This is a genomic window from Pseudomonas sp. MF6751, from assembly GCF_016613265.1.
GTDB lineage: Bacteria > Pseudomonadota > Gammaproteobacteria > Pseudomonadales > Pseudomonadaceae > Aquipseudomonas > Aquipseudomonas fluorescens_BV.
Map to the genome: position 1 here is coordinate 15,337 of NZ_JAENSV010000010.1, position 26,275 is coordinate 41,611.

The 26,275-nt window shown below is 54.6% G+C and carries 23 protein-coding genes; 3 read left to right on the plus strand and 20 right to left on the minus strand.

The genetic code is table 11. The features are described from left to right. The first annotated feature begins 209 nt into the window (after nt 1–209). Nucleotides 210–1,247, plus strand: a complete 1,038-nt coding sequence (locus JJD66_RS11045) for a patatin-like phospholipase family protein (protein ID WP_003189836.1) — start codon at nt 210–212, stop codon at nt 1,245–1,247. Nucleotides 1,248–1,362: 115 nt separating this feature from the next. Here JJD66_RS11045 and JJD66_RS11050 read toward each other — a convergent pair whose 3' ends face one another. The 6 genes from JJD66_RS11050 to kdpF all read right to left on the minus strand — a co-directional run bounded on the left by JJD66_RS11050 (nt 1,363) and on the right by kdpF (nt 9,402). Then, on the minus strand, nt 1,363–2,052 hold the full coding sequence (locus tag JJD66_RS11050) for a response regulator (protein ID WP_003189833.1): 690 nt from the start codon (nt 2,050–2,052) through the stop codon (nt 1,363–1,365). A gap of 140 nt (nt 2,053–2,192) precedes the next feature. Next, nucleotides 2,193–4,835 carry a sensor histidine kinase gene (locus tag JJD66_RS11055; protein ID WP_127882127.1) on the minus strand — a complete coding sequence of 881 codons (2,643 nt, stop codon included), beginning with the start codon at nt 4,833–4,835 and terminating at the stop codon, nt 2,193–2,195. A gap of 127 nt (nt 4,836–4,962) precedes the next feature. After that, a complete protein-coding gene (gene kdpC, locus JJD66_RS11060) occupies nt 4,963–5,508 on the minus strand; it encodes a potassium-transporting ATPase subunit KdpC (RefSeq protein ID WP_198715176.1) in 546 nt (181 codons plus the stop codon). 27 nt (nt 5,509–5,535) lie between these two features. Next, on the minus strand, nt 5,536–7,599 hold the full coding sequence (gene kdpB / locus JJD66_RS11065) for a potassium-transporting ATPase subunit KdpB (protein WP_096144402.1): 2,064 nt from the start codon (nt 7,597–7,599) through the stop codon (nt 5,536–5,538). Between the two features lie 9 nt (nt 7,600–7,608). Next, a complete protein-coding gene (gene kdpA, locus JJD66_RS11070; protein ID WP_105226232.1) occupies nt 7,609–9,303 on the minus strand; it encodes a potassium-transporting ATPase subunit KdpA in 1,695 nt (564 codons plus the stop codon). 9 nt (nt 9,304–9,312) lie between these two features. Next, nucleotides 9,313–9,402 (minus strand): K(+)-transporting ATPase subunit F, encoded by a 90-nt coding sequence (kdpF, locus tag JJD66_RS11075; protein ID WP_003218754.1) that lies wholly within the window; start codon nt 9,400–9,402, stop codon nt 9,313–9,315. Nucleotides 9,403–9,802: 400 nt separating this feature from the next. Between kdpF and eat the strand changes: the two genes are divergently transcribed. After that, complete coding sequence (gene eat / locus JJD66_RS11080; protein WP_200648143.1) at nt 9,803–11,167, plus strand: ethanolamine permease; 1,365 nt, start codon at nt 9,803–9,805, stop codon at nt 11,165–11,167. Nucleotides 11,168–11,277: 110 nt separating this feature from the next. Beyond that, on the plus strand, nt 11,278–11,445 hold the full coding sequence (locus JJD66_RS11085) for a DUF2897 family protein (RefSeq protein ID WP_003172675.1): 168 nt from the start codon (nt 11,278–11,280) through the stop codon (nt 11,443–11,445). Nucleotides 11,446–11,504: 59 nt separating this feature from the next. Here the strand turns inward: JJD66_RS11085 and JJD66_RS11090 are convergent, their stop codons facing one another. The 14 genes from JJD66_RS11090 to JJD66_RS11155 all read right to left on the minus strand — a co-directional run bounded on the left by JJD66_RS11090 (nt 11,505) and on the right by JJD66_RS11155 (nt 26,087). Beyond that, nucleotides 11,505–12,353 carry an urea carboxylase-associated family protein gene (locus JJD66_RS11090; RefSeq protein ID WP_198715172.1) on the minus strand — a complete coding sequence of 283 codons (849 nt, stop codon included), beginning with the start codon at nt 12,351–12,353 and terminating at the stop codon, nt 11,505–11,507. Nucleotides 12,354–12,367: 14 nt separating this feature from the next. Further along, nucleotides 12,368–13,012 (minus strand): GntR family transcriptional regulator, encoded by a 645-nt coding sequence (locus JJD66_RS11095; RefSeq protein WP_200648144.1) that lies wholly within the window; start codon nt 13,010–13,012, stop codon nt 12,368–12,370. Between the two features lie 143 nt (nt 13,013–13,155). Then, nucleotides 13,156–13,488, minus strand: a complete 333-nt coding sequence (locus tag JJD66_RS11100) for a ComEA family DNA-binding protein (protein ID WP_120247699.1) — start codon at nt 13,486–13,488, stop codon at nt 13,156–13,158. Nucleotides 13,489–13,601: 113 nt separating this feature from the next. Then, nucleotides 13,602–15,596, minus strand: coding sequence for a polysaccharide biosynthesis protein (locus tag JJD66_RS11105; protein WP_198715181.1), 1,995 nt, complete (start codon nt 15,594–15,596; stop codon nt 13,602–13,604). A gap of 97 nt (nt 15,597–15,693) precedes the next feature. Next, the gene (locus tag JJD66_RS11110) at nt 15,694–16,713 is read right to left on the minus strand and encodes an MraY family glycosyltransferase (protein WP_198715170.1); all 1,020 of its coding nucleotides are present in this window, start codon (nt 16,711–16,713) and stop codon (nt 15,694–15,696) included. Next, complete coding sequence (locus JJD66_RS11115; RefSeq protein ID WP_198715169.1) at nt 16,710–17,672, minus strand: UDP-glucose 4-epimerase family protein; 963 nt, start codon at nt 17,670–17,672, stop codon at nt 16,710–16,712. The genes JJD66_RS11110 and JJD66_RS11115 overlap by 4 nt, the downstream gene beginning before the upstream one ends. A gap of 15 nt (nt 17,673–17,687) precedes the next feature. Further along, the gene (locus JJD66_RS11120; protein WP_198715168.1) at nt 17,688–18,608 is read right to left on the minus strand and encodes a glycosyltransferase; all 921 of its coding nucleotides are present in this window, start codon (nt 18,606–18,608) and stop codon (nt 17,688–17,690) included. Continuing rightward, the gene (locus JJD66_RS11125; RefSeq protein WP_325167104.1) at nt 18,608–19,195 is read right to left on the minus strand and encodes an acyltransferase; all 588 of its coding nucleotides are present in this window, start codon (nt 19,193–19,195) and stop codon (nt 18,608–18,610) included. The genes JJD66_RS11120 and JJD66_RS11125 overlap by 1 nt, the downstream gene beginning before the upstream one ends. 13 nt (nt 19,196–19,208) lie before the next feature. After that, nucleotides 19,209–20,213, minus strand: a complete 1,005-nt coding sequence (locus tag JJD66_RS11130; RefSeq protein WP_198719323.1) for a glycosyltransferase family 2 protein — start codon at nt 20,211–20,213, stop codon at nt 19,209–19,211. Continuing rightward, nucleotides 20,213–21,244 (minus strand): EpsG family protein, encoded by a 1,032-nt coding sequence (locus tag JJD66_RS11135; RefSeq protein WP_200648145.1) that lies wholly within the window; start codon nt 21,242–21,244, stop codon nt 20,213–20,215. Before JJD66_RS11135 ends, JJD66_RS11130 begins: the two co-directional genes overlap by 1 nt. A gap of 164 nt (nt 21,245–21,408) precedes the next feature. Next, a complete protein-coding gene (locus JJD66_RS11140) occupies nt 21,409–22,431 on the minus strand; it encodes a polysaccharide biosynthesis protein (protein WP_198716879.1) in 1,023 nt (340 codons plus the stop codon). 23 nt (nt 22,432–22,454) lie between these two features. Beyond that, nucleotides 22,455–23,312 carry a dTDP-4-dehydrorhamnose reductase family protein gene (locus tag JJD66_RS11145; protein WP_198716878.1) on the minus strand — a complete coding sequence of 286 codons (858 nt, stop codon included), beginning with the start codon at nt 23,310–23,312 and terminating at the stop codon, nt 22,455–22,457. Nucleotides 23,313–23,352: 40 nt separating this feature from the next. After that, on the minus strand, nt 23,353–24,873 hold the full coding sequence (locus JJD66_RS11150; protein ID WP_198719296.1) for a hypothetical protein: 1,521 nt from the start codon (nt 24,871–24,873) through the stop codon (nt 23,353–23,355). 2 nt (nt 24,874–24,875) lie between these two features. Next, nucleotides 24,876–26,087 carry a glycosyltransferase gene (locus tag JJD66_RS11155; protein WP_198719299.1) on the minus strand — a complete coding sequence of 404 codons (1,212 nt, stop codon included), beginning with the start codon at nt 26,085–26,087 and terminating at the stop codon, nt 24,876–24,878. Nucleotides 26,088–26,275 lie beyond the last annotated feature (188 nt).

Sequence of the window (26,275 nt, forward strand, 5' to 3'; positions counted from 1 at the left end):
ACCTCAAATATACAAATTCAGTCGTAGCCTGTAGACGTTGCCTACAGGGAAAAGTGCCTTGTCCTTAGCCTGAAATCAGTAGTACCTATTGCCAGAGCATACCCGAGCCTGATCGCCAGCCTGGAAAAATATTGCGCGCTGTCAGCAAGGATTGAAGCAGGCCCCTTGATGGGTGCATTGTGGGCCCCTGTTTTGCGAAGGATCTGGCCATGAAGAAACGTGTTGCCTTAGTGCTGGGCTCCGGTGGTGCCAGGGGCTACGCCCATATCGGGGTGATCGAGGAAATCGAACGACGCGGCTATGACATCGCCTGTATCGCCGGCTGTTCCATGGGCGCCGTGGTGGGTGGGATCTACGCCGCAGGCAAGCTCGACGAGTACCGCAACTGGATCGAAAGCCTGGACTACCTCGACGTATTGCGCCTGGTAGATGTGAGCTTTCGCCTGGGAGCGATTCGCGGTGAGAAGGTGTTCGGGCAAATCCGCAAGATTGTCGGCGATATCAATATCGAGGAGCTGCGCATCCCCTACACTGCCGTCGCCACCGACCTCACCAACCAACAGGAGATCTGGTTCCAGGAAGGCTGCCTGCACCAGGCCATGCGCGCCTCGGCGGCCATCCCCAGTTTGTTCACACCGGTGATGCAGGGCAACCGCATGCTGGTGGACGGCGGCCTGCTCAACCCGCTGCCCATCGTTCCGGTGGTGTCGAGCCATTGCGACTTGATCATTGCGGTCAACCTCAATGCCACCAACCAGAAACACTACCAATTGCCGGTGATCCAGCGCCCGCCGGCGTTCAAGAGCCGCTTCAACAGCCTGGCCAAGTCACTGGGCTCCCACCTGCCATTTCGCCGCAAGCAGGCCGAGCAGTTGATGAAGCTGGAACAAGAAGCCTTGCAGGCCCAGGCCGCCGAAATCAACCCGTGGCTGGAGTCTGCCGAACCCGAAGCCCAGCAACCTGCCGCGGCGCCGGAGAAAGCCGGCGCACCGAAGTCGGCCACCGGCTCGTTCATCATCGACAACGTCGGGCCTGCCTCGTTGCTGGACCTGATCAACCAGAGTTTCGAGGTGATGCAAACCTCATTGGCACAATACAAGATCGCCGGGTATCCGCCCGATGTGCTGATCAACGTGCCGAAGCGGGTGTGCCGGTTTTTCGAGTTCTATAAAGCGCCGGAGTTGATCGCTTTGGGAAGGGAGATTGCCAGTGATACGTTGGATCGGTATGAGAGTGAGCAGAGTTGAGCGTGCGGGTGTTGCTGATGGCCTCATCGCGGGCAAGCCCGGCTCCCACAGGGGAATGCATTTCAACTGTGGGAGCTGGCTTGCCTGCGATGGCGCCAGCACAGGCACCAAAGGTTCAGGCACCTAGCAACCGATACCCCACCCCCGCCTCAGTCACGATAAACCGTGGCTGGGTAGGGTCATCCGCCAGCTTCTGGCGCAGGTGCCCCACCACGATACGCAGGTAGTGGCTGTCCTCGGTATGGGTTGGCCCCCAGATGTCCTTGAGCAACTGCTGTTGGGTAATCACCCGCCCCGGGTGGCGTGCCAACTGCGCCAGCACTGCGTATTCCTTGCGGGTCAGCGCCACTTCAGCACCGTCCAGCAAAACGCGGCGATAGGCCAGGTCGACCGTCAGCGGGCCAAAACTCAAGGCGGCTTCCTGGGCCTCTCCGGCCGGTGCCTGGCGCAACAGCGCACGCACACGGGCAAGAAACTCCTGGATGCCGAACGGTTTGGTCACGTAGTCATTGGCGCCACCGTCGAGGGCCTCGACCTTCTGACCTTCGCTGGCCCGCACCGACAGCACCAGCACCGGCACGCTCGACCACTCGCGAAACTCGCGCAGCACCTGTTGGCCGTCCATGTCGGGCAGGCCCAGGTCGAGTACCAGCAGATCCGGTTTGCTCAAGGCCGCTTGGGCCAGGCCTTCGTTGCCGGTGCCGGCTTCGATCACCTTATAGCCCTGGGAGGCCAGGCTGATGCGCAAGAATTTGCGGATCTGCGGTTCGTCATCAATGACAAGAATCGTCGCGGTCTGGCTCATGGTGTCTCATTAAAACCCATTAAAAAATCACCCCCCTGTAGGAGCGAGCTTGCTCGCGAAAAACCTCTAGGCACCGCGTACATTCAGGACGCCATCTTTATCGTTAACGACCTTCGCGAGCAAGCTCGCTCCTACAAGGTTTACTCCAGGGCGGGTTGTGTGGGTAGCGGTAAAAACAAAGTGATGCAGGTGCCCCGCCCGTCAATGCCATCGGCCACGCTGATATGCCCACCGTGCGCACCGACCATGCCCTGGCAGATCGCCAAGCCGAGGCCGGTGCCCTGCCCGCCTCGATCACCGCGGGCAGCGGTGTAGAACATGTCGAAGATCTTCGCACGCTCCTCCTCGGGAATCCCCGGCCCTTCATCCGCTACGGCAAAAAACAACTGCTCATCCTGCACGCCCGCGCGCAACTGCAAGCGGCCCTGGGGCGGCGAAAACCGTGCAGCGTTTTCCAGCACATTGACCAGGGCCTGCTCAATCAGCGCCGCATGCACATACAACAAGGGCAGTTCCGGCGGCACATCGGTGCTCATCTGCAACGGCGCCAGCACGGCGCGCAATCGCCCAAGGGCACTGCCGACAATATCGCCGGGCGACACCCAATCGCGTGCCAGTTTCAGCGCACCGTGGCCCAGGCGTGTCATGTCCAGCAGGTTCTGGATATAACGGTCCAGGCGCTCGGCCTCATCGCGAGTGCCTTCGAGCAATTCGCGGCGATCCTCCAGGGGGATGGCTTCACCAAGGGCCAGCAGGCTGTCGATGCTGCCGCGCATGGAGGTCAATGGCGTGCGCAAGTCGTGGGACACCGAAGCGAGCAAAGCGCTACGCAGTTGTTCGGTTTCGCCGTGCAGGCGCGCCGATTCCAACTCCTGCCCCAATTGTGCCCGCGCCAGCGCCTGGGCCAGCGGTTGACTCAACGCGGTGAGCAAGCGACGACGTTGCCCGCTCAATTCCAGGCCAGGCTTGGCACTGACACCCAGCAACCCCAAAGGCCCCTCTTCACCCGACAGCGGCCACCACCACCAACGCCCAAACGGCAAGGTGCCGGTGCCCATGCCGGCCGGCTGATCATGCTGCCAGGCCCAATCGGCGGCGGCGCGTTCGGCTTCGGTGAGGGTCAACGGGCCACCGGTCTCAACCTTCCAGCCGCCCTGTCCGTCGCGATTGACCAGGCACAGGTCGAGCTCGTTCCAACCTTGCAGATGGTGGGCGGCGGCGCTGATGACGGCTTGGCGGTCGGTGGCAGCGGTGAGCTTGCGCGACAGGTCGAGCAGCTCGCTGGTTTCTTCCTGGGTATCGCGCAACGCCTGCAACTGACGGCGCTGGCGTGCGGCGAGGTTGCCGGTCAACGCTGCCATCAATAGAAAGAACAACAGGGTCAGCACGTCTTCTTCGCGCTGGATGGCGAAGGAAAAATTCGGCGGAATAAATAGAAAATCGTAAGTCAAAAACGACAGTGCCGCGCACACCAGGGACGGGCCCAGGCTGCTGCGCACCGCCACCAACAGCACGGCGGCAAGAAACACCAACGAGATGTTCGGCAGCGCCAACGCGCTGGACACGGCCCAGGCCACTGCGGCAGCGACAAAGGTGGCCACCACCGCCAAGGCGTAATCGAACCACACCAACCCGCGTACCTCCGGCAGGCGTGGCGGTGCAGGCATGTCATCGCTGTCGAGGACGTTGATTTCCAAGCCGCGGGCATTGCGCAACAGGCGTGCCGCCAAGCCGCCACCGAACAGGCGCCGCCGCCAGCGCATCCGTGACTGCCCCACCAGCACTAAACTGGCACGGCGTTCGGCGGCGTGCTGGATCAGGGTCTTGGCCACTTCCCCGGCGCGCAGCAACACCACTTCCCCGCCCAGCCGCTCTGCCAGTTGCTGGGCGTTTTGCAGGCGCAGGCGCGATTGCTCATCCCGCGCACGGCCGTTGTCGATGTGCACCAGGCTCCAGGGCAAATGCCGACGCTGGGCCACGCGGCTGGCATGGCGCACCAGGCGTTCGGCTTGGGCATCGCCATCCACACCGACCAACAGGCGCCCACGCACCGCCGGCGCAGCCTGGCCGAGTTGGCGGTAGCCTTGGGCCAGGTCGTCGTCGACGTGGGCGGCGGCGGTTTGCATGGCCAGTTCGCGCAGGGCCATGAGGTTGGTCTGGGTGAAAAACGCATCGATGGCCGCACGCGCCTGTTCGGGCACATACACCTTGCCGTCACGCAGGCGCTCGAGCAGCTCGCGAGACGGAAGGTCGATCAGCAGCAGTTCGTCGGCCTCTTGCAGCACCCAGTCCGGCAGGGTTTCGCGCACTTGCACGCCGGTGATGCCACGCACTTGGTCGTTGAGGCTTTCCAGGTGCTGGACGTTGACCGTAGTGAACACGTTGATGCCGGCGGCGAGCAGTTCCTGGATGTCTTGCCAGCGTTTTTCATGACGACTGCCGGGAGCGTTGCTGTGGGCCAGTTCGTCCACCAGCACCAGCTTTGGCTTGGCGGCGAGCAGGCCGTCGAGGTCCATTTCTTCGAGCATCACGCCACGGTATTCGCTACGCAACAGCGGTTGTTGCGGCAGGCCGCTGAGCAAGGCTTCGGTCTCGGCGCGGCCGTGGGTTTCAACCACCCCAGCGATCAGGCGCACGCCCTGGCGCAGTTGGGTATGGGCCGCCTGGAGCATGGCGTAGGTCTTGCCCACACCGGGCGCGGCGCCAAGGAAGACTTTGAGCCGGCCACGGCCGTCCCGGGGCAGATCGGCTAACAGGGCATCGGCGCGGCCGGCGTCGCTCATGCTCGGGGGTTCCTTCAGGTATTGATAGAGAGTCTTCAAGGCCGCCATCGCGGGCAAGCCCGGCTCCCACAGTGGAATGCATTCCAAATGTGGGAGCCGGGCTTGCCCGCGATGGCAATCGTCTTGCTTACAACGCTTCCAAAGCCATGTTCAAGGCCAATACGTTTACTACGGGCGGGCCTACCAGAGGGCTTTGGATGTGTTCATCCAGCAACCGCTGCAAGGTCGACACCGGCATATTTCGCGCCGCCGCCACTCGCGCCAGTTGATAGGCAATCGCCTGCGGTGGCAAGTGTGGATCAAGGCCGCTGCCGGAGGTTGTCAGCGAGGCCAGTGGCACCGGGCCCTGGCCAGGCACTGACTGTTTGCCGGCATCCTCGATTATGCGGGTCGCCAGGGCAGGATTGCTGGGGCCCAGGTTACTGGCACTGCTGGACACCGTCGCAAAAGCACCGGCTGACGGGCGTGGGTGAAACCAGCGGTCACCGGTAAAGTCCTGGGCGATCAGGCTGGAGCCGCGCACCTTGCCGCTGGCGTCGCGCACCAGGCTGCCATTGGCCTGGTCGGGGAACGCGACCTGTGCCACGCCAGTGACCACCAGCGGGTAGGCGACGCCGGTGATCAGAGTCATGAGCAACAGCAGACTCAGGGCCGGGCGAATGATGTTTGTCATGGTCAAATCCTCAATAAATCAGACAGGTCAAACCAGGTGCAGCGCCGTCAGCAGCATGTCGATGGCCTTGATGCCTACGAACGGCACCAACAGCCCGCCCAGCCCGTAAATCAGCAGATTGCGCCGCAACAACGCCGCCGCACTCGCCGCCTGTACGCGCACACCGCGCAGGGCCAGCGGGATCAACACCACGATAATCAGCGCGTTGAACACGATGGCCGAAAGGATCGCGCTCTGCGGGCTCTGCAAGTGCATGATGTTGAGCACGCCCAGTTGCGGGTAGATCGAGGCGAACAGCGCCGGCAGGATCGCGAAGTACTTGGCCACGTCGTTGGCGATGGAAAAGGTCGTCAGCGCGCCACGGGTCACCAGCAGTTCCTTGCCGATCTGCACCACGTCCAGCAGCTTGGTCGGGTCGCTGTCGAGGTCGACCATGTTGGCGGCTTCGCGCGCGGCCTGGGTGCCGTCGTTCATCGCCATGCCGACGTCAGCCTGGGCCAGCGCCGGGGCGTCGTTGGCGCCGTCGCCGCACATCGCAACCAGACGACCATCGTTCTGCTCATGGCGAATACGCGCGAGTTTCTTCTCTGGCGTGGCTTCGGCCAGCACATCGTCCACCCCTGCTTCAGCGGCAATCGCGGCGGCGGTCAGCGGGTTGTCGCCAGTGACCATCACGGTGCGAATCCCCAACTTGCGCAACTCGGCAAAACGCTCACGGATACCTGGCTTGACCACATCTTTGAGATGGATCGCCCCCAGTAACTTGCCATCGGCGCACACCAGCAAGGGCGTGCCGCCGCTTTGGGCGATCTTGTCGATTTCCCGCGACAACGCAGGCAGCAGGTCGCTGCGTTGCTGGCCGATAAACGCCAGCAGCGAGTCCACCGCGCCTTTACGGAACACACGGCCCTGATAGTCGACACCGGACAAACGGGTCTCGGCGCTGAAGGGCACGGCGGTCAACGCATCCAGGCTCGGCTCGGCCTGGGGGTGCAAGGCGCGCAGGTATTCAACGATGGATTTGCCTTCCGCCGTATCATCGGCCAGGGACGCCAGCAACGCGCCTTCGGCCAATTCGCGGCCACTGACGCCAGGTGCAGCGACCACGGCCGAGCAACGACGGTTGCCGAAGGTGATGGTGCCGGTCTTGTCCAGCAGCAACACATGCACGTCCCCCGCCGCTTCCACCGCGCGTCCAGACTTGGCGATCACGTTGAGACGCACCAGGCGGTCCATGCCGGCAATACCGATGGCCGACAACAAGCCGCCAATGGTGGTAGGAATCAGTGTCACCAGCAGTGCGACCAGGAACACCAAAGGCAAGCTGCCATTGGCGAAGTGGGCGAACGGCTGCAAGGTCACCACCACCAGCAGGAAGATCAGGGTCAGGCCGATCAGCAGGATATCCAGCGCGACTTCGTTGGGGGTCTTCTGGCGTTTGGCGCCCTCCACCAGCGCGATCATGCGGTCCAGGGTGGACTCGCCCGGGTTGGCGGTGATGCGGATCAGCAGCCAATCCGAGACCAACCGCGTGTTGCCGGTAACGGCCGAGCGGTCGCCGCCGGACTCGCGGATGACCGGGGCGGACTCGCCGGTGATCGCTGCTTCGTTGACCGCCGCAATACCTTCGACGACTTCACCATCACCGGGGATCATTTCCCCAGCAGCCACACGCACCACATCACCCTTGCGCAGGCTGGTGGCCGGCACCACCTTGAAGCTGCCATCAGCTTCCTGGCGACGGGCACTCAAGCCTTCGCTGCCAGCCTTGAGGCTGTCGGCGCGGGCCTTGCCACGGCCTTCGGCCAAGGCTTCGGCGAAGTTGGCGAACAGCACGGTGAACCACAGCCACACCGCGATTTGCACCGCAACAAAGGTGGGCACGGTGGTATCGGGCACAAAGCACAACACGGTGGTGAGGATGGCGGTCAGCTCCACCACCAGCATCACTGGCGAGCGTTGCAGTTGGCGTGGGTCCAGCTTGACGAACGCCTGGACCAGTGCCGGGCGCCACAGGGCCGAGATAGCGGTTTTGGCGGGCTCCTGGGGTTTGACCGGGGCCGCGTTTTTTACAGGCATATTCATTTTCATATCCCTTAACTAGAAGCCCATGCTCAAGTGTTCAGCGATGGGGCCCAACGCCAGCGTCGGCAGGAAAGTCAGGCCGCCCACCAACAAAATGGTCACGGTCAACAAGGTCACGAACAGCGCGCCATGGGTGGGGAAGCTGTTCTGGCCAATCGGCGCGGTCTTCTTCATCGCCAGGCTGCCGGCCAGGGCCAGTACCGGGAGGATGTAGCCAAAGCGGCCGATCAACATGCCCAGGCCGAGCATCAGGTTATGGAATGGGGTATTGGCGCCGAGGCCGGCAAACGCCGAACCGTTGTTGGCACTGGCCGAGGTATAGGCGTAGAGCAACTGACTGAAGCCGTGTGGGCCAGGGTTACTGATAGCGCCCGCCGGGCCCGGGAGGCTGGCAGCGATGGAACTCAGCACCAGCACGCCGACCGGCATCACCAGCAGGGTCACTACCAGCAATTGCACTTCCTTGGCCTGGAGTTTCTTGCCCAGGTATTCCGGGGTGCGGCCGATCATCAGGCCGGCGAGGAACACCGCGATCAACACGTTGAGCAACATGCCGTACATGCCGGCACCCACGCCGCCGAAGATCACTTCGCCGACCATCATGTTGACCAGCGCCACCATCCCACTCAGGGGACTGAGGCTGTCCTGCATGCCATTGACCGAACCGTTGGACGCCGCGGTGGTGGTCACCGACCACAGCACGGTACCGGTGGTGCCGAAGCGTGTTTCCTTGCCCTCCAGCGGCGCGGTCTGTTCCACGGCCGGGTGGTTCAGGGTCGGATTGGGCTGGTATTCGGACCAAAGCGACGTCGCGCCGCCGATCAAGAACAACGCCAGCATGCACGCGAGGATCGCCCGGCTCTGACGCAGGTCCTTGACGTAATGGCCAAAGGTAAACACCAACGCCACCGGGATCAGGATGATCGAGGCCACTTCAAACAGATTGGCCCAGGCTGTCGGGTCTTCAAACGGATGCGCCGAGTTCACGCCGAAGAAGCCACCGCCGTTGGTGCCCAGTTGCTTGATCGCAATCTGGCTGGCGGCCGGCCCCAGCGGAATCACCTGGTCCACGCCCTGCAGCGTGATGGCATCCACATAGTGAGCGAAGGTTTGCGGCACGCCCTGCCATACCAGGAACAGCGCGAGCACCAGGCACAACGGCAGCAGGCCGTAGAGGGTGGCGCGGGTCATGTCGACCCAGAAGTTGCCCAGGGTCTGGGCAGATTTGCGCCCGATCCCACGGCATAAAGCGACCAGCACGGCTAGGCCAGTCGCGGCACTGACGAAGTTCTGCACCGTGAGGCCGGCCATCTGACTTAGATAACTTAGGGACGCTTCGCCGCTGTAGTTCTGCCAGTTGGTATTGGTCATGAAACTGACGGCGGTGTTGAACGCCAGGGTCCATTCCTGGCCCGGCAGTTTCTGCGGGTTCAGTGGCAGGGAGCCCTGGAATAACAGGATCGAGAACAACAACAAGAAGCCCGCCAGGTTGAATGCGAGCAAGGCCAGCATGTATTTCTGCCAGCTCTGTTCCTGCTGCGCATCCACGCCCGAGAGGCGATAACAGGCTTTCTCGACAGGCCCCAATACGGGCGTGAGCCAGGTGCGCTGGCCTTCCATCACCTTGTAGTAGAACCGCCCCAAAAAGGGTGCTGGCACCAGTACCACGGCAAAGAAGGCGATGATCAGCCAATAGTCATAACTGTGCATAGCCCGCTCCTAGTTCCGATCCGCGCGTAACAGCGCAACCAGCAGATAAATGAACAGCGCCACGGCCAATAGCAGTGACACTCCGTCCAGAACGCTCATGGAAATTTCCCCGTCTTGCGGCGATTGCCGCGTGTGGGGGCATTGTCCGCAGGAGCGGTGTAAAGGAACGAGAGCGAGGCGCCGGGTGGGGCGTAAAGATGGCGTAAAGAGTGGGTTTATGCGGGGTTTGCCGTGGCTGGGAGGGCCTCTTCGCGGGCAAGCCCGGCTCCCACATTCGACTGCGTTCTTTCAGTTAACACTGGTCAAGTGTGGGAGCGGGCTTGCCCGCGAAAGCGCCCGCCAAGTCACCACCGCACTTATGTGGTGCAACTCATGCCGCATTCAAACGCCAAACCGTCCCTTCGGCGACATAGGCATTGCTTTACGACATAGTTCTGAGGCTTGGCATAGCCACTGCAACACCTTGAATCATTCCAAACAGTTCAAGGAGCGCAGCACAATGAACACACAACTCAAGCCCACCTTGGGCACCTTGCATCTATGGGGCATCGCCGTGGGGCTGGTGATCTCCGGCGAGTATTTCGGCTGGAGCTACGGCTGGGGCGTCGCCGGTACCTTGGGCTTTCTGGTGACCTCGTTGATGGTCGCCGCGATGTACACCTGCTTTATCTTCAGCTTCACCGAACTGACCACTGCGATTCCCCACGCAGGAGGCCCCTTTGCCTACAGCCGTCGCGCCTTCGGTGAGAAAGGTGGCTTGATTGCCGGCCTGGCCACCTTGATCGAATTTGTCTTCGCCCCGCCCGCGATAGCCCTGGCCATTGGTGCGTACCTGAACGTGCAGTTCCCGGCACTCGACCCCAAACACGCCGCCGTCGGCGCCTATATCGTGTTCATGGGCCTGAATATCCTCGGGGTAAAGCTCGCCGCCACCTTTGAGTTGGTGGTCTGCGTGCTGGCCGTCGCCGAACTGTTGGTGTTCATGGGCGTCGTCGCCCCGGCGTTCAGCTTCAGCAATTTTGCCCTCAATGGCTGGGCCGGTTCCGACACCTTCGGCGCCCCGGCGATTGCCGGGATGTTTGCAGCCATCCCCTTCGCCATCTGGTTCTTCCTCGCCATCGAAGGCGCTGCCATGGCCGCCGAAGAAGCCAAGGACCCCAAGCGCACCATTCCGAAGGCCTACATCAGCGGTATCCTCACCCTGGTGATCCTGGCCATGGGCGTGATGTTCTTCGCTGGCGGCGTAGGTGACTGGCGCGCGTTGTCGAACATCAACGACCCACTGCCCCAGGCGATGAAAACCGTGGTGGGCGACAGCTCCGGCTGGCTGCACATGCTGGTATGGATTGGCCTGTTCGGTTTGGTAGCAAGCTTCCACGGCATCATCCTCGGCTACTCGCGCCAGTTCTTCGCCCTGGCCCGCGCCGGTTACCTGCCGTCTTTCCTGGCCAAACTCTCACGTTTCCAGACACCGCACCGGGCCATCCTCGCCGGCGGCGTGGTGGGTATCGCCGCTATCTACAGCGACGGCCTGATCAACCTGGGCGGCATGACCCTGACCGCCGCGATGATCACCATGGCGGTGTTCGGTGCCATCGTCATGTACATCATGAGCATGCTCAGCCTGTTCAAACTGCGTAAGACCGAGCCGTTGCTGGAACGCACCTTCCGCGCGCCGGGCTACCCCATCGTGCCAGGCATTGCGCTGGTGCTGGCGGTGGTATGCCTGGTGGCGATGGCCTGGTTCAATGCCTTGATCGGGCTGATCTTCCTGGGTTTTATGGCAGTGGGCTTCATCTACTTCCAGCTGACCGCACAAGACCGTGTCGATGCGCCGGCAGATGCGATGTTGACCGGACAATAGCGCCTATGAGGCAGAACGGGCCTACACTGAACTACTCAGAAAGCCCGTGACTCAAAGCAGTCATTACCGTGGGAAGCTTTCCCACGGACATCTGCCTCAAGGAGAGCCTTATGCCGTGGTATGCGTGGTTGATTATGGTAGTCGCGATCGGGTCGATCGTCGGAGGGCTGATGATGCTGCGCGACAGCGCCAACAAAGTCGAACTCACCGACGAACAACGCAAACGCGTGGCCGAGCGAAATGCGCAGGCGGATGCCAAGGATGCACAAGACAGATAAATCGCGTGTAACCCCGTGGCGAGGGAGCTTGCTCCCGCTGGGCTGCGAAGCAGCCCCCCCTACTCCCAATCCGCCTTGGCAATATGCAACCCATGTTGCCCCTTATAGGCCGCACGCTCGGGCTGGCTCCAGCCACTGAGCAACTCATCCTCCAGCCTATAGATCTCCACCCCCAACGGCCGACACACCGTCAACGGGTCCTGCGCCTCCGGCCCCCACATCGGTAGCGACAAATCCCCGCCTGGGCACGTCGACAACGCACACAGCAAATCAATCTCGGCAAAGAACTCCAGGTAATCGCCCTTCTGCGCCGGACAGGCCTTCATAAAGTACATGTCATCGTGATTGAGCCCGGTGCACTGGAAAATATTCAACACGTCATGCACATCGAACTCCGTCAGCCCATGGGGCAATACCGCACGGGTCAGGTTCGAGTGGCAATGGTGATGAAAGTCCTCCCCCGTCAGCATACGGTTCACATAGGGGTCGCACCGCGTGCCCAACAAGTCATGCAAACGCCCACCGTGCTCATCAATGCCGTAGCTGGCCAGGCTGTCATCGGTGATCGTGACCAAGGGCCTTAAAAAGGGCAGGTTCGACCACAACCGATCATGGGTGCTGACATGAGCGCCTTGCAGCTGACGAGTGCGCGCAGCCCACAAACGTTCGCGCGGATCATTGGCGCTCCAGACATTAAAGTCCCCCACCTGCGGCCCCACCGGCGTGGTCACACGAAACACATGCCCGGCCGGCACCTTCCACGCCCTCCCCGTACGGATCGGCACCTCGAACTGTTCGATCAACGTGCGCTGGGTTTTCTGATCACGAATACGCTCATAGAACGCCGTATCCACCTGCAACGCCGAACCTTTGCTGACCTGGTAAGCGGCGGGATAGTCTTTGTACATGGGGCAATCCTCCATCAAGGGTGATCAAACAAAGCAAGGGAAAGGTGTTCTGAATAGTCCAGATACAGGCTCATCGCATCGCTGGCGGCCTGGGTTTGGTTGCGGGTTAGCAATGTGTATATCTCATGGTCACGCTCCAGCCAGGGTGACTGGAAACGCTGCTCGTCAGGCGCGGCGCAGAACGCCAGGCGCAACTGGGCAATCACCTGGGCGAAGAACTCGTCGAACAACGGGCTGCCCATCAACGCGACGATCTGTTGGTGAAACGCCAGGCTGTGAGTCGCCACAGCCCGCCAGTCTTCGCGCTCCCGGGCCAAGTGTGTGGCGTCAATGGCGTTTTGCATATGTGTCGATTGAGCGTCCGTCAGCGGGCCGCTTTGGGCTATGGCCTGCAATTCCAGGGTGCGGCGGACGACGAAAAGGTCGCGCACTTCTGCTCGCTCCAATCGCCGAACCATGACGCCCTTGTTGCGGACATAGCGAGTCAGACCCTCCTGGCCCAGACGATGCAGCGCCTCGCGAATCGTATTGCGTGATGCGTTGTAGGCCTTGACCAGATCGACCTCGATCAACGGCATGCCAGGTAACAGCCGGCCGCCGATGATGTCGGCGCGCAGTTCCAGAGCGATCTGGTCGGCTAAAGATAAAGTGAGTGGCATTGTTACCTCGAGATTGTTGAACAATCACTGAGGAAGAGGTAACCACGTTTCGTGCCAATGCTGCGTCAGTGAGGAAATCGCAAGGTCGGTTAGTTAAAGGAAAGGCCGGTGTATGACCGGCCCTCCGCGCTGTTTTCAGATCCTCAATTAATAACCAGCCTGTCGCGATTCTTTTCCAGCAATGCCTTGCCGATGCCTTTCACTTCCAGTAACTCATCCACCGCCGTGAACGGGCCGTTGCTCTCGCGATAGGCGATGATTGCCTTCGCCTTGGAAGCACCAATGCCGAACAGATCGCGACGCAGGGTTTCGGCGTCGGCGGCGTTGAGGTTGACCTTGGAAGATTGTTCGGTCTTGGTCATCTGAGTGGAGATGGGGGTTGGGGGCTCTGGCTTGATGGACGGCGCAGCGGTGGTGGCGATGGAGAAGCTGGTGAGGAAGGCGAAGATGAGGGATGAGAGGTAGAGGTTTTGCATTGGTGACGCTCCATGACATCGGTAAGAGAAAAAAGCAGCTTTTCCGAAGCTGCTTTTCTACGTTAGGCGATGGGTGGAGGGTGTCAAAAAGGGGTGAGTAACAGGGTGTTAACTCAAGGTTCCAGGCGACGTTGTTGGTAGATCCAGTCGACGATTTCGCCATCGGGGGAATAGCCGCTGACGGTGTCGCGCAGGAGCTGGCGAACACGGGTGTAGTCATCTTCCTCAACCGCAGCAAGCAACTCGGTGAGCTTGCCTTTAAGTACTTCCCATGACAGATGATCTTCGTTGGCACTCATGATCATCGGGTGCAGGGTAGCAACGACGTTGTCACCAATCAGCAGCTCTTCGTAAAGCTTCTCGCCAGGACGCAGGCCGGAAAACTCGATGGCAATATCGCCGTGGGGATTTTTGTCCGAACGAACACTCAAGCCTGAGAGATGCACCATCTTCTCAGCAAGCTCTACTATCTTGACTGGCTCTCCCATATCCAGCACGAACACATCGCCGCCAAGCCCCATGGACCCGGCTTGAATAACCAGTTGTGCTGCTTCTGGGATAGTCATGAAGTACCGAGTGATCTTCGGATGCGTCACCGTGAGCGGGCCGCCCGATTTGATCTGCTTATAGAATAGCGGAATAACTGAGCCGGACGAACCCAACACATTGCCGAAACGCACCATCGTGAAGCGAGTTTTATTAACCCGCGAAACGTTAAATGTATCACCGAATAATACAGGCGCCAATTCACGGCTCAATGCTTGGAGCGTTAACTCAGCGAGACGCTTGGTACTACCCATGACATTGGTCGGGCGGACGGCCTTGTCGGTGGAAATCAATACGAAGTTAGACACGCCTGCCTGAAGTGCAGCCTGCGCAGTGTTCAGCGTACCGATAACATTGTTCAATACGCCTTCGGCAATGTTGTGCTCAACCATGGGTACATGCTTGTAAGCGGCCGCATGATAAACAGTGTCGACACGCCATGTGTTCATCACGTCCATCAACTTCGACTGGTCGCGCACGGAGCCTAGCATCGGCAATATTTTAACCGACAACGACTCGCGTACAACTCGCTGCTCAAGCTCCGAAAGAATGCTATAAAGATTGAACTCACTATGTTCAAACAGCAGCAAAGTGGTCGGACGTAACGCCAGAATCTGTCGGCAAAGCTCAGAGCCGATTGATCCCCCGGCACCCGTCACCAGAACAGTCTGCCCTTTGATACAGTGTTCCAGCAAATCTTCCTGCGCGGGTATCGTATCTCGCCCAAGGAGGTCTGCAATGTCAACTTCCTGAATGTCATCAACCTTGACCCGTCCGCTGGCCAAGTCCATGAATCCCGGAACGCTGCGCACATGGAGTGAATACCTTTCTAAAAAACCGAGGATTTCACGGCGACGGCCACGGTTGGAAGAAGGAATGGCCAAGAGGATTTCGTCGGCGCCTGTCACGTCAATCATGCGTTGAATGTGCTTGGGCTTATAAACCTGAAGCCCGGAAATAACTCGATCAGAAATAGTCGGGTCATCGTCTATGAATGCGACCGGACGCATGACCCGTCCCATTCTCAACGCAGCAACCAATTGGTTACCCGCCGCACCCGCTCCATAGATGGCTACTCTCGGCAGACCATTTTCACGACTTGTGAAAGGTACATGCTGAGCCGCCGCGAACCAATCGCCCAGAAAAAATTGACGCATCGCCAAACGCAGGCCGCCCACCATAATCAGGCTGAGCCACCAGTAATTGAAAATAATAGAGCGGGGGACGACATTCTGGTGATTACTGTACCAGTACACCAATACACCCAGAATGAGAGACGAAAGACTGACCGCCTTTATAATCGCAATAAGCGCATCATTTCCGAAGTAGCGCATCACAGCCCTGTACATCCCAAAACGGACGAACAAGGGAATGGCAACTATTGGCGCGGCGATGAATAACCAGAGATGGTCCCGCAGTGGATTGACCCATTCCTCCAAACCGAGCCTTACGACAAATGCCAGCCAAAGCGCCGCCCATACCACCAGTATGTCGGTGGATACTTGAATAAGCCGTTTCTTGCGGCGTGGAAGCCCTACAAGTACCGCCCTTAATCGTTCCATAAGCCCTTCGTCCACCAAGACTGCTCCTGCTATCAACGCGCGCCAGCGCACATTCTACGTCTATCGGACAGCTCCGTCTGAAAAATCGCGAAAAAAATCAATCGACCTTCTCAAGCATCCCTGCACGAAACTTGATAGCCAGCGCAATCAATGGGAAATAGGCCAATAACAGACACATGAGTCCGTCCAGCTGAAGCAACGTAACCGCCAGTGCCCACGGCAACAACCAGAATAGGCAGATGGCTCCCACGGCAAGTGTCACCGGACGATGCGTCCCCACCGATCTTGAAGCGTATTGATAGGCATGACTGCGATGTGCCTCGTAAACCTTGTCACCGCGCAGCAGTCGTCGAAACAACGTGTATGTCGCGTCAACGATAAAAACACCCAGCAGAATTAACCAGGCCCAAAGTAACTGAGATGACGCCCATGCGGCTTGAATAGAGATAATCCCGAGCACTATGCCCAGAAACCCACTGCCAGCGTCCCCCATAAAAATACGAGCAGGAGGAAAGTTCCAAAATAGAAAACCAGCGACGGCCATCGCGAGAATAAATGGAACCCATATCAGATAGGCGGCACCCACCAACCAATAAATCAGGCACGCGCCTAAGCAAGCGCAGATTGCCTGAACGCTGGCGATACCGTCTATTCCGTCCATGAAATTATATAAATTGAGCATCCATACTAAGTAAAATACTGCAAGTATATGCCCGAACCAACCAAAATTAACATCGACGCCTACAACGTGAAACGTCGGTAGCCCGCCTAGCCAGAAGAGAGCCCAAACCGCAGCGGAAAAATGACCAAGCAACCGCCAACGTGCTGCGATATGACCGTGATCGTCCATAAAACCGACAATAGCAATTAACGCACCCGCGCCGCCCAGACCAAGCGGAACGGCCAAAGGCAAAATCTGGGTATAGCCTAATATACCCAGAGACAGCAAGAACGTCAGCACAATTGCAACCCCGCCTCCGCGAGGCGTCGGGACCGAGTGTGAACTCCTCCCGTTTGGAACATCAATAATATTGCGAGACAAGGCGTAACGGCGTAATGCCCAAGTAAGGCTAAGAGACAGTAAAAAAACTATGATAGCCCAAAAACCGTAAGTCATGACTTTTTAAGTTCCTTGTAATGAACCGCCGTTGCCTTCAAAGCCGCATCAACTGATAACGGCGGTTCCCACTGCAATAATTTTTTGGTTTTGGAAATATCAACTTGCAGTGAACCTAACAACCGTTGAGAAATATTACTTTTCCCTAGTAACGCTGCCGCCCCTTGTAATAAATAAGCCGGAACGGGAAAAAGACGCGCACGTTTGTTTAACGCCTGAGCCATTCTGGCAAGTAGGCCAGCCGTTGACAAATCATCACCATCACTTACCAAAAATATCTGATTAGACGCACTCGGATGGCCTATGCATGTGATGATCAAATCGACCAAGTTATCTAGAGCCACTAAACTCCTGCGATTATCGATGGCTGCGAACGGCAACGGTACGCCTTTATCCATCCATCGCATCATACTTTGAAAGTTAGCCTTCACCCCAGGCCCATAGACTAACACCGGTCGAATAATTACGACTTCCATCCCGGTCTCTGCAGCTAACGCCAGCAAACCTTTTTCGGCTTCCATTTTCGAGACACCATAAGGGTCACGTGGCGAAGGTGCGTCATCCGCTCTGAATGGCGCTCCCTTCTGAGTTGACTCGCCATTTACCTTGATAGAACTGATAAAAATAAACCGCCTGACGCCGGCAGCTGCGGCCTGAGCAGCTAAATGTAACGTTCCCAAGACATTTACTTTGCGGTACTCAACAAGCGGATCAGCAGACGTATCGTTCATGACGTGAACGCGCGCGGCGCAATGCACGACCACCTCCTGACCCGCCAGCGCATGCGACCAATCGAGAGCATCATCCAGCGAGTCGAACTTTACGGTCTGGACAGCTGGCGGCAAATTCGCGACCGACCGACGCAGGGCAGCAGTACATGAAAAGCCCTGAGCAGCCAAGCACTCTATTAGCGCCGCTCCCAGAAATCCAGAAGCGCCAGTTACAAATACCTTAGTCATCGTCCTAAGCCCTCACTAGTAAATACCCAAGACAATAACAATCGCTAAAAACATACGGTCTCTAAATCGACGACGAGTGCTATGGAGATTTTTTATCAAAAATGACAGCGGTACCTTGCCCCGTTTGATCAAGACAGCGGGTAACCGAGGAAGATGCGCAGATAATAAACCTGAAATTTTGGAAATTTCATTTCTGTACCAACCAGAACGCATCAACGCTAAGCGACCGAGCAATGGCTTAAAACCTAAATTAGCACCGACTTGATTGTGACTATGTTGGCGGTACAAAATTTTTGACGAGGGGTCAATAAACCAGGCGAAGTTATTTGCGCGATACCACGCATAGACGAGCCAGTCATGCAACGAAACCTCATTTACCTGCACCCAATTTTCCTGCAGAAACTGCTTGAAGCGAAGTGCGTGAGGCACGCTGAAAACATAGCCACAACCGGGCCCAGCCGCTTCAAAAACAAAATCGTATTTCCGTTGTTTTTGTGATTTATCGAGAAGTGCTTGACGACCATCAGCCCAAAAAGCCGTAACATTACACGAGTACGCCAAACAGTCGGACATGGAGAGTTTCTGGTGAGCGGAAACCAGTTTGTCGGCAATCCAGATATCATCTTGATCAGAAAACGAAACGTAATCGAAGCTGCTGAAATCGACATCACGAATCAATCTAAAAAAATTCTTGGCTGCGCCGCCAAATTTTAAGCCTAACGGCAATACACGAACTCTGGCGTCGCGACGACTCAAATCCTCAAACCACTGTTCGGTCCCGTCGGAAGATACATCAACACTGACGAAAAGAGTAACCTCAACGCCTTGCTGATTCAAAATCGAGTCGACCTGCTCTTCCAGCCACTGAGTACCATTGTAAGCAGCCAATAAAACTGCAACTCGCGCATTGCCTGTTGACGCGTTACTCGCTCCCATCACACATTCACCCAAGCTGAACTTTCGACATCATATACTTTTATAACTTTCGCAGGCGAACCCACAGCAATACTCATCGGTGGAACGTCGTGTGTTACGACTGACATGGCGCCGACAATACTGCCCTTGCCAATAGTCACTCCAGGTAACACGCAGACGAATTCGCCCAACCAAACATCGTCCTCAACAACAACAGGCGCAGACACAATCTCACGAACTGCCGGATTTTCAAAAGGAGACGAGTGTTTACCGCTCCCCTTGTAAACGCCATGGTTGTGATCACTGATAAAGACTTTACTCGCGATCAAGACTCGATTGCCGATCTTGATTGACAGGGCACTACCAATATGAACATAGTCATTGATCTGTACGTCTTCACCGATTTCCAGACAATACCCAGGCGTGGAAGGAAATGCGTCAACTCTGCACCCTACACCGGTTGTAAAATTCTTACCCAACTTGACGTAGCGCCGACCACGGATATAAAAAGGCCTGCGCACGATCCTCGCAACGGGGTAAAACAATCGAGTATAGATGACATCAAGCATCAACTTTATAAAACCCCAAAAACCGTAAACTTTTAGCACGACTGTAAACCTATTAATAAGGGGAATATCCGCATAAGCCTATACCGTTGGCTATCGCGCGTAAAATCAAAGGTGAGCCGCTCAATGTAAGAACAGCTCTATGCTTTAACCCGAGCAAACCGCGCACATCCGTACGATTAGCACTTTTCATAATTGACGACCCACGCAATGCCCGAAGGGTACGTGAATAGTTCGAATAGGCTGGCATACGAAACGCTGCCAATACTATCGCATGAGCGATCTGTTTGGCTGAATGGGCAAAATACAATGTGCTGTATTTTTCCCAAGCACCATTAGTTGTCAGAAACTGCCTCTCAAATTCGAGCGTTTGCATGAGCGAAGTAAAAAATGCCTCCCCGATCGAACGGCTTGTGCTGCCATCTCGTACCAACGCATGATAATAGACTTTTGAGACAAACGCAGTTTTGCTGGAAAAAAACGAGATAGCTCTTGAAAAAAACATATCTTCACAGGCGCGTACCGGAGGAAAATTGATTTGGTGCTTATTGATAAACGATCGACGGTACAACTTATTCACAGGGCTTGAGAGAACGGCGTCGTCCATCATCGCGGCAGTAAAAATCGCCTCCCCCGTAAGATGTGTAAATCGAAAACTGTCAATTTTATGCACCACCCGCTCATTCTGGTCAATGAAGTCTAAGCCGTAGTTTATAAAATCCAGCTGCTCATCGTCCATGCGCTTAATCAAGTCAGAACACAGGTCTGGGTCAATCCAATCATCCGCATCGACAAAAAGCAAATAATCTCCAGACGCCGCACTCATACCCAAATTTCGCGCAACGCCCTGCCCGCTATTTTGCTGTTTTAATATTATAAAATTGTCCGCGTCTTCAAAATATTGTTCACAAATAGCAACAGACCCATCCGTGGAGCCGTCATCCACAATAATAATTTCCACATTTGAAAACGTCTGCGCACTTAAACTTTTTAAACACCGCAGAATATAGCTTTCAACATTATACATCGGCACAATTATGGAACACAGTGAGGGTGACATCATGCTTCCTCCCAAAAAAACAAATAAGGAACAAACGGAGACGCACCTTCGCCTGCACTGTCAGCAAAATTTTTCATCTTCAAAACGAACGCCAAAATAGCCAAACCAACCAGTGAAATCTTAGTTATTTTGCTCAATGTGACACGCCCTGCCGACATCGACACGATAAAGAATAAGATAACCGCAAAATTTATCAACTGCAGAAACCGCAAACCCGCATAAGAGTACTGGGCCAGTCCAAACATCAAAACGGCCAAACTCAACAGAATCAAGCAGGCGGGTAATGTATTTTTACGAGTCCCCGGATCCAGCATCCATATAAATAAAGATACCGCGGTTACGACCAGTGTCGACGCACCCGAAAACAGAGAAGTTGTATACAGCCCAGAATAGTTTTCGAGTTTCGCAAGGAAATATTTATACGTAAATAACAGAACCAAGGAAAAGAGCGCGGAACATGCTATTAGCACTTTCCAACGGCGACTGTACAACACGTAAAGAATAATGCCCAGCAGCCCACCTGAACTTTGAACTAGCCCTGCTACCAACACCCAAAATATAAATTTCAAATCCTTGCGATCTCGTAAGTACGGCAATGCAAAATACACGATAGAGAAGGACAACCCGTAACGCACACCGTTCATGACCATATCAAAGTAATATGCAGGAATCAAAAACGCACAAAAAATAAATGGCGATTGAAATTTATCAATTTTTCCGCAGATCAAAAACAATGTCGTGAACAGTCCGAGTGTCGCCAAAATTGCTCTCGGACTGTCAAAAAAGATCGACAGTAAGAGGACCAGAGCCTCGAAAAAAGGCTCAAACGTATGCGTATACTCACCAACGGTAATAATTTTTTGAATTTCTTGAAGATAAACAGCTGTGTCAACGCCCACGTCACCTCGAAGTAACGCCAGCATTGCCATCGGCAACAAACCGAGCACTAAAAAAAAACGTGGAAACCGAGTGTAAGCACCAAAGATACTGGAAGTGACAAAAATTAATACGCTAACTACATAGTAAGGCATGTGCGAACCCATGAACTCTTAAATTGGCATCAGGCAAAGTCTATCTTTCAAACACTTTCCCGTTTTGCCATTCCCTCAGGACATTAGCGTCCTCACAGAGGGAATGACTCTGCGCCTGGTCACGGCAGCAGCTGTCGCCGCTACCGATGACTACCCCGTTTGCCTTACTTAGCGTGCTGGGCAAGTTCATCCTGGATATAATCAAGCTTTAATAGCACTTCTTTGATCTGCTCAACAGTCAAGCGATGAGTATTATGCGAAGTGTAGTCTTCTGTGAGGGAAACCTCCTGCTCGCCACTCAAAGAATATTTTTCGTAATTGAGATCTCGGTTATCTGCCGGAATGCGGTAGTAACGCCCCATGTCTTCTGATTTAGCCATTTCTTCGCGCGAAATTAGCGACTCGTACAGTTTTTCACCGTGACGGGTACCGATAACTTTTACTTCTCCTGACTTTGAAAACAGCTCTTTCAGCGCTTGCGCCAGATTTTCAACCGTCGAAGCAGGAGCTTTCTGAACAAAAATATCGCCTTGCTCAGAGTGTTCAAACGCATGCAGCACCAAATCAACCGAGTCTTCCAAGGACATTAGAAATCTTGTCATATTCGGATCAGTTACAGTTAGCGCCTGATCATTTTTCAATTGGTTAACGAACAGCGGAATTACCGATCCTCGTGAAGCCATAACATTGCCGTACCGAGTAGCGCAAATTACTGTCTCAGAGTCAGACGGGATCATCCGAGACTTGGCAATTACCAATTTCTCAGCCATCGCCTTGGATATACCCATAGCGTTAATTGGATAAACCGCTTTATCCGTACTCAACACAACGACTCGCTTAACATTACATGCGATAGCTGCATTAAGTAGATTTTCTGTCCCGAGAACGTTGGTTTTAACTGCTTCCATCGGAAAAAACTCACACGATGGCACTTGTTTGAGGGCCGCCGCGTGGAACACATAATCCACGCCGACCATAGCCTGAGAAATACTCGCGTAATCTCGAATATCGCCGATGTGGAATTTAACTTTGTCGTTGGACAAAGCAATACGCATATCTTCCTGTTTCTTTTCATCTCGACTGAATATGCGGATCTCTTTAACTTCCGTATCTAGAAAACGTTTGAGCACCGTATTTCCGAAGGAGCCTGTCCCGCCGGTGATCATCAAAACTTTATTGTCAAACATGTGAATACCTAAATTGAGTGAGCTTAAGATGCCGCGTGCATGTTTGCTATCAGCACATTCCAGGGTGAGGGATTATAGCCTACCGCTGAGCGAAATCGTGATGAGTCTAGTGAACGGTCAATCTTCAGCGTCTCATCCGCTACTATCACCGTTTCTTTCTTGTATTCACGCTTGACGAGCCCCAATAACGAGAATTTGTCAATCGGATCAGCTGAAACGTGATAAAGACCGAATATGTCAGTACGCGGAAGCACGTAATCAGCGATGACGTTTGCAAGTTCATCGGTTGGAAGACCCGAAAAAATAGCTCTCGAATAACCCTTCACGCTACCAGACTGGCTCAAAAACCAGTCAACCAGAGAATTAGTCGAGTTCAACTCACGACCAATAATAGACGTACGCAGCGTTATGGCGTTTTTCGAATCTATTACCTCACCTATATATTTCGACTTTCCATAAAGATCTTCAGCATCTGAAATATCAGACTCCACGTAACCGCCCTTGGTGCCAGAGAAAACGCAATCAGTGCTGATCTGTACGAACCGAGCGCCTACCAAGTCGCAAAGCTTAGCCAAACGATGAGGAAGTAAAGCGTTGATCGGTAGCGTAGCAAGCGGATCTTTTGCGCTGGAGAATTGCTTGATTAAACCAACGCAGTTGATAACCGCATCCGGTCGTTCGTTCACGAACAGCGTTGTTAGCTCATCAGCATTCAACACGTCCAAATTAGAAATAAGCTTGGCTTGTTGCCCTTCGTTGAAATACTTCAGTCCGGAAGGGCTACGCATTGTGCCTCGCACTTCGTAGCGAGCATCAAGGTCCATTCTCTTGAACACTGCACTGCCAAGCATTCCCGTAACACCCAATACCAATACTTTCATCGCGACCTCCTCTCAACTCCGCCAGTGCTTACGCGCAAACCTATCTAAAATGCACTAATTTTTTTCTGAAAATATACCCTCCTACCAAGACAATTACCAGTACGCACACCGTCTCAAAGGCAAGCGCAGCGTAAGTATCCAAAAAGGCAGCAGCTACAGCTTTTGCCGTATAGCAGATAACCACAGATGATATTAGCGTTACTGCAAAAATGCGCAGTAATTCGGCATTGACTGCCTTTAGGAAAGAAAACCTCCTGGCTACCAAAATAAATGTCAATGCCGTAGAGAATACATTATAAATAAGCCAAGCGTAGGCGCCTCCCATGACACCAAACTTGTGCACCAATGCCGGTAACAACAGCAACACAATTGGGATCCAGAATAAATTAAGGCGCAAAGCTAAACTCGTCCACTTCGCCGCCAACTGTAAGGCGAACGGCACAATCAAAACAGACTGCAGCGCTGTGCCGATTAACAGAATAGGCAAAATCAGGCCTATACTGGCTGCAAGGTCAGAGGTAAAAAACAGCGCGAGCAGGTGTCCGCAAAAAAAATACACCGCCACACACAACACAACCATCAAGAATGTAATGGCAGCACAGGATACCCCGAATAAGCTCGCCACTTTAGACTCATCTGCGACGTCAAGATTTATGGAGAATCTCGGAAAAAGCACCGAATTCAACGCTGTCGAAAATATATAAGGAAATCCAGCCAATGTACTGGCCAGGGAGTAAGCCGCATAATCTGCGAGTGATGAGTTACCACTCAGATACAATTTATCAATTTGCACGACAAAAATTGAAGTAATCGATATCAACAGAACGCCACGACTAAACTTCCATCCTCTTTTGAGATACAAAAACCGAAAGGATAGGGCGCCTAGCACGGCCGCAAACTCTTTTGATAAAACTACGATCAACAAAAACAAATAAGTGATTTGAATAAATACCTGAATCAGGAAATACTCTTCGACACTGCGCCAGTCCGGAAACGCCAGCATGACCAATAGCACACCGATAGTCCTTGCCAACGAATAAGGTATATAGAGAGCATTGAGCTTTACCTGTTGCTCTCGACCTACGAATACTCCTTGCAGGATCATCACTGGCAAATTGAGTCCAACGAACACTCCCATGCATTTTACAGAGTATTCCACCTGTGCATTCGAAAGTTCTGAAAACTTTAACCATTGCTGAACGATGGCATCCGAAAGCCCAATGATTATAAAAGCTAAAACAGCCCCAACAGCCGCAAAAAAACCTACATACGTCAGTATCAAAGAACCCGACGAAGCCGAAAAGCGCCTCGGCGCGCGCTCCTCCCTTACTCGACGCCACGCCAGCTGCTGTATTACGTTACTGGTCAAGCCTCCTTCGAACACCATCATAACCATAACGATGGTTGAAAAAAATCCAACGAGCCCTACTGCTTCAGCGCCTAACAACTTCGACAGAAGTGGCAGTGCCACCAAACTCGCTATTGCATAGATCATCCTTCCGGAAAGACTGGCAAACAATAACGCTCTGAGGTTGCTTCGCTTGATCACATACTGACCCATGATTACTTACGCAACACGGGCAGATCCGTTAACCGAGTATGCAAGTCACTGCCCGCAAGTTTTTTGAATAGGCGCTCATCAAGCCTCTTTCGAGCCAACGCAACATTTTCTACAACGGCGATAACCTCTGAGCCATTGCTAGGAGCCGGCTTTAAAACTCTTTTTAACTTCGCTAGGACGTACTTTCCAGCCACCGAAACAATCTCACGACACACGGCCAATGTGCCGACGTTCGGCAATCCAGACTGCTTAGCGTTGAGCCAAGCCTGATAGGTTTCACGCGCATAGTCAGGATGATGAAAAAAGCACAATGCATAGAGGCGAGAAAGATTGTAACCGGTGACTGATTTACGATGTTCCAAAGTATCCCAAGCCGCATGTCCCCATACGGTTTCCACACTGAAAAAGCGAGGAATAAATGTTGACCAATTGAGATTTTTGAACGGTGTCAAATGCGGATCCTTGTCCAAACCTCCCTTATGTTTACCTGTTGCGCTACGACCGCTGTTACTGCCGCCGCCTCCTCCTGGCATAGTGAAGGGAAAATCAATCAGGTAGTATTCGCCGCCGGTCAAACAAAGCGAAACGGAGGCCGACATATCAGGGCTTGTACCATATAACAAGGTACCATTTAAGGCTCTGATATCATCCAACAATGAGCGTAAAACCAAACCGTGATAAAGCTTCGGCATTCCATCAGTGCCCTGGCAAGCTAACGATAGCGCTTCGTCGAGCCTTTCTTTAACGCCATACTTGGTCAGCGAATAATCAAAGTGTGACAGATAGATACGCCCCGCGTGGGCCGCACCGTAGTTTTTAGTTCTAAAATCAGGCCAGTAATATGCAGCTTTAACTTTCGGCGTAAGCATTTTAATATTTTGTTTTTTTGCATAGTTTGCGATATCAATAATGTAACTCGAGACAGTATCATCATCACCAATTAAACAGATATACTCACCCGTAGCTAGCTTGAGCGCACGCTCATGATTTTCGGTCATGGATAACCGGTCCGCCCAGTGGACATAAATCAATCGACTATCGGCGCTTTGGCCAGCCCAGGCAGCCAGCTCACAAACATCATTGCTAGTGTCATGAACAACTACTTGAATTTCGCTGGAACCAATACTTAGCAAACTTTCAATACAAGGAATCGCGTATTTAGACCGATTATGGGTAGCAATCACAATGGAAACCAAATAATCAACATTACTCATTTAAATACCCATCAATACAATTGTGCGACGTTAGAAAAACACCACCCCTCCAAAATTTTTTGGCGGGTGCCGTACACGGACTCCCGCCTGACGAGGGCCCGTCGAGAAATCTCTTTCACTAATATCAAAGCCAGTCAACATCGGTGCGTTTTTTTGAGAATATTTTTGTAGCCCAGCAACAAGCCATA

What these genes read in the sequence shown, in the direction of transcription:
- JJD66_RS11045 (WP_003189836.1), top strand. Translation starts at nt 210, where the DNA reads ATGAAGAAACGTGTTGCCTTAGTGCTGGGCTCCGGTGGTGCCAGGGGC.
- JJD66_RS11050 (WP_003189833.1), bottom strand. Translation starts at nt 2,052, where the DNA reads ATGAGCCAGACCGCGACGATTCTTGTCATTGATGACGAACCGCAGATC.
- JJD66_RS11055 (WP_127882127.1), bottom strand. Translation starts at nt 4,835, where the DNA reads ATGAGCGACGCCGGCCGCGCCGATGCCCTGTTAGCCGATCTGCCCCGG.
- kdpC (WP_198715176.1), bottom strand. Translation starts at nt 5,508, where the DNA reads ATGACAAACATCATTCGCCCGGCCCTGAGTCTGCTGTTGCTCATGACT.
- kdpB (WP_096144402.1), bottom strand. Translation starts at nt 7,599, where the DNA reads ATGAAAATGAATATGCCTGTAAAAAACGCGGCCCCGGTCAAACCCCAG.
- kdpA (WP_105226232.1), bottom strand. Translation starts at nt 9,303, where the DNA reads ATGCACAGTTATGACTATTGGCTGATCATCGCCTTCTTTGCCGTGGTA.
- kdpF (WP_003218754.1), bottom strand. Translation starts at nt 9,402, where the DNA reads ATGAGCGTTCTGGACGGAGTGTCACTGCTATTGGCCGTGGCGCTGTTC.
- eat (WP_200648143.1), top strand. Translation starts at nt 9,803, where the DNA reads ATGAACACACAACTCAAGCCCACCTTGGGCACCTTGCATCTATGGGGC.
- JJD66_RS11085 (WP_003172675.1), top strand. Translation starts at nt 11,278, where the DNA reads ATGCCGTGGTATGCGTGGTTGATTATGGTAGTCGCGATCGGGTCGATC.
- JJD66_RS11090 (WP_198715172.1), bottom strand. Translation starts at nt 12,353, where the DNA reads ATGTACAAAGACTATCCCGCCGCTTACCAGGTCAGCAAAGGTTCGGCG.
- JJD66_RS11095 (WP_200648144.1), bottom strand. Translation starts at nt 13,012, where the DNA reads ATGCCACTCACTTTATCTTTAGCCGACCAGATCGCTCTGGAACTGCGC.
- JJD66_RS11100 (WP_120247699.1), bottom strand. Translation starts at nt 13,488, where the DNA reads ATGCAAAACCTCTACCTCTCATCCCTCATCTTCGCCTTCCTCACCAGC.
- JJD66_RS11105 (WP_198715181.1), bottom strand. Translation starts at nt 15,596, where the DNA reads ATGGAACGATTAAGGGCGGTACTTGTAGGGCTTCCACGCCGCAAGAAA.
- JJD66_RS11110 (WP_198715170.1), bottom strand. Translation starts at nt 16,713, where the DNA reads ATGACTTACGGTTTTTGGGCTATCATAGTTTTTTTACTGTCTCTTAGC.
- JJD66_RS11115 (WP_198715169.1), bottom strand. Translation starts at nt 17,672, where the DNA reads ATGACTAAGGTATTTGTAACTGGCGCTTCTGGATTTCTGGGAGCGGCG.
- JJD66_RS11120 (WP_198715168.1), bottom strand. Translation starts at nt 18,608, where the DNA reads ATGGGAGCGAGTAACGCGTCAACAGGCAATGCGCGAGTTGCAGTTTTA.
- JJD66_RS11130 (WP_198719323.1), bottom strand. Translation starts at nt 20,213, where the DNA reads ATGTCACCCTCACTGTGTTCCATAATTGTGCCGATGTATAATGTTGAA.
- JJD66_RS11135 (WP_200648145.1), bottom strand. Translation starts at nt 21,244, where the DNA reads ATGCCTTACTATGTAGTTAGCGTATTAATTTTTGTCACTTCCAGTATC.
- JJD66_RS11140 (WP_198716879.1), bottom strand. Translation starts at nt 22,431, where the DNA reads ATGTTTGACAATAAAGTTTTGATGATCACCGGCGGGACAGGCTCCTTC.
- JJD66_RS11145 (WP_198716878.1), bottom strand. Translation starts at nt 23,312, where the DNA reads ATGAAAGTATTGGTATTGGGTGTTACGGGAATGCTTGGCAGTGCAGTG.
- JJD66_RS11150 (WP_198719296.1), bottom strand. Translation starts at nt 24,873, where the DNA reads ATGGGTCAGTATGTGATCAAGCGAAGCAACCTCAGAGCGTTATTGTTT.
- JJD66_RS11155 (WP_198719299.1), bottom strand. Translation starts at nt 26,087, where the DNA reads ATGAGTAATGTTGATTATTTGGTTTCCATTGTGATTGCTACCCATAAT.